General features: G+C 73.8%; 2 protein-coding genes. One reads left to right on the forward strand and one right to left on the reverse strand.

The genetic code is table 11. The features are described from left to right. Positions 1-111 precede the first annotated feature (111 nt). A complete protein-coding gene (locus ACFUVW_RS20500; RefSeq protein WP_430573139.1) occupies positions 112-672 on the reverse strand; it encodes a TetR/AcrR family transcriptional regulator in 561 nt (186 codons plus the stop codon). Positions 673-823: 151 nt separating this feature from the next. Between ACFUVW_RS20500 and ACFUVW_RS20505 the strand changes: the two genes are divergently transcribed. Next, positions 824-2,707: an ABC transporter ATP-binding protein gene (locus ACFUVW_RS20505; RefSeq protein ID WP_430573140.1), complete on the forward strand. Its 1,884-nt coding sequence runs from the start codon at positions 824-826 to the stop codon at positions 2,705-2,707. Positions 2,708-2,748 lie beyond the last annotated feature (41 nt).

The raw sequence follows: 2,748 nt of genomic DNA on the forward strand, positions 1-2,748 counted from the left end.
CGGTCGCGTTCACGGGCGCCAGGGCGCCCTCCACTTCGGGAGGGACGACCGCGCGAAGGCTTTCGCACCCCACGCTCGGTGGTCCGGTCGCGGTCGGCCGCCCGGAGGACGTCAGGCGGCGACGGCCTTGTCGACGGTCCGCATGAGCTGCTGGACGACGTCGTGGCGCGCCTCGCTCCCCTCGCGCAGCGTGGCCCACGCGAGGTAGAGCTGCGCCCAGAGCGTGCCGATCACCCAGCCGACGCTCAGCGCGGGGTCGATGCTCCCGTCGTCACGCCCGCGCTCGACGAGGGCGACCAGCGGGTCGTCGTCCTCGCAGTCGTCGATCGCCGAGTCCGGCACCACGCCGGTGAACATGAGGGTGAGCAGGTCGCCCAGCAGCAGGTACTCGGGGCACAGCCGCACGAGCGCCTCCCGCGCGGTGCCGGCCTCGAGGCGCGCGCGCTCCCGCGCGCCGCGCACCCGGTCGGCGGACTCCTCGGCGACGGCGGTGAGGAGTCCGGCACGGTCGGGGAAGTAGCGGTGCAGGGTGGTGCGGCCGACGCCGGCGGCGTCCGCGATCTGCCCGAGGGCGACGCCGGGGTCGCGCGCGAGCTGGGTCACCGCCGCCTCGACGATCGCGCGCCGCGTCCGCGCGCGGACCCCCGTCTCGACGTCCTGCACCTCCGTCATGGCGGGAACGCTACACCCGGGGAATGGAATTGTGCTTGACCAAGTTGGAACACTCGTGTTCCACTCTGGAATCCAGACGACCGCCGCGCCCGCACCCCCAACCGTCAACCAGGGTTGACGAGATCGAGGAGCGTCAACCATGGTTGACAGCATGACCGCCACCGACCCGCCGTCCCCCGCGCCGAACAGCGACGCCTCCGCCGACCGGGGCGCCGCCACGACCCCCGAGAAGTCCGGCCGCGAACGCCTGCGCATCCTGCTCGGCTTCGTGCGCCCGCACCGCCGCACCCTCGCGCTCGGACTGGTGCTCGGGCTGCTGGCCACGGCGATGAGCCTCGCCACCCCGATGGTCACCAAGTGGGTGCTCGACACCCTGTCGACCGGCGCGTCGCTGGGCGGCCCGGTCACCTGGCTCCTCGCGCTCATGGTCGTCGGCTCGGTCGTCGGCCTGTTCCAGTGGATCCTGCTGGGCCGCCTCGCGGAGGACGTCGTCTACGAGGCCCGGTCGTCGATCGTCACGCGCTACCTGCGGGCCAAGGTCGGCGCCATCACCTCGAAGCCGGCCGGCGAGCTCGTCACCCGGGTCACCTCCGACACCCTGCTGCTGCGCGAGGCGACGTCGAACAGCCTGGTCAGCCTCGTCAACGGGTTCATCTCGCTGGTCGGCACGCTCGTCCTCATGGCGGTGCTCGACCTCACGCTGCTCGGCTCCACGGTGGTCGCGATCGTCGTCGTCGCCGTCGCGATGGGGCTGCTCCTGCCGGGCATCGGCAAGGCGCAGCACCGCACCCAGGAGGCGGTGGGCCGCCTCGGCGGCGCCGTCGAGGGAGCGGTGCGCGCCGTGCGCACGGTCAAGGCCAGCGGCGCCGAGGAACGGCAGGGGACGAAGATCCTCGGCGACGCGCAGGAGGCGCGCAAGCACGCCGTGACGGCGGTGAAGACCGAGGCCGTCGCGTGGACCGTGTCCTGGGGCGGCATCCAGCTCGCGATCATCGTGATCCTCGGGCTGGGGGCCTGGCGCGTGTCGCAGGACCTGCTCGCCGTGTCCAGCCTCGTCGCGTTCCTCCTCTACGCGTTCAACATCGTGGGGCCGATCTCGGAGCTCACCCAGGCGTTCACCACGCTGCAGTCCGGCCTCGCCGCCGCGGAGCGGATCCGGGAGGTCGGCACGATGGAGCTGGAGGAGGACGACGGCGCCGCGCACGCGTCGTCCGCGACGCGCGCGGGCGACGCGCAGGACGACGACGGTCGCGACAGTCCGGACCGGCCGGTCCTCGTGCTCGACGGCGTCACGGCGGGGTACGCCGAGGACACGCCGGTGGTGCGCGACGTCACGCTCGAGGTGCCGCGCCGCGGGCACGTGGCGCTGGTCGGACCGTCGGGGGCGGGCAAGACGACGCTGCTCTCGCTGCTGCTGCGTTTCCTCGAGCCGACGGCCGGCGAGGTGCGGCTCGACGGCGTGCCGTACCGCGACCTCACCCACGCGCAGGTGCGCGCCCGGTTCGCCTACGTGGAGCAGGAGACGCCGGTGGTGCCGGGCACCATCCGGGAGAACCTGCTGTTCAGCCGGCCCGACGCCACCGACGCCGAGGTGCGCGCCGTGCTCGAGGCGGTGCGGCTCGCGGCCGACCTGGACGCCCTGCCGGAGGGGCTCGACACCTCCCTCGTCTCGTCCGTCGTCTCCGGCGGGCAGCGGCAGCGGATCGCCCTGGCCCGGGCGCTGCTCAAGGAGCCGGAGGTGCTGCTGCTCGACGAGGCGACGTCGCAGGTGGACGGCCTCACGGAGGCGGCGATCCACGACGCGATCCGCGCGCACACCCGGCACGGCGCCGTCGTCACCGTGGCGCACCGGCTGTCCACGGTGCTGGACGCCGACCGGATCCTCGTCATGGAGGGCGGCCGGGTCCGCGCGAGCGGCACCCACGAGGAGCTGCACGCCACGGACGAGCTGTACCGCGACCTCGTCGCGGCGCTGCGCATCGCCGTCGACGCGGAGCCGGCCGCCGACCCGACCGCCGAGCCCGCCACCGCCTGATCCGTCCCCTGCCTCCCAGCATGCGATCTCTCGCGTCATCC

The sequence above is a fragment of the Isoptericola sp. NPDC057391 genome (assembly GCF_042668085.1).
GTDB lineage: Bacteria > Actinomycetota > Actinomycetes > Actinomycetales > Cellulomonadaceae > Isoptericola.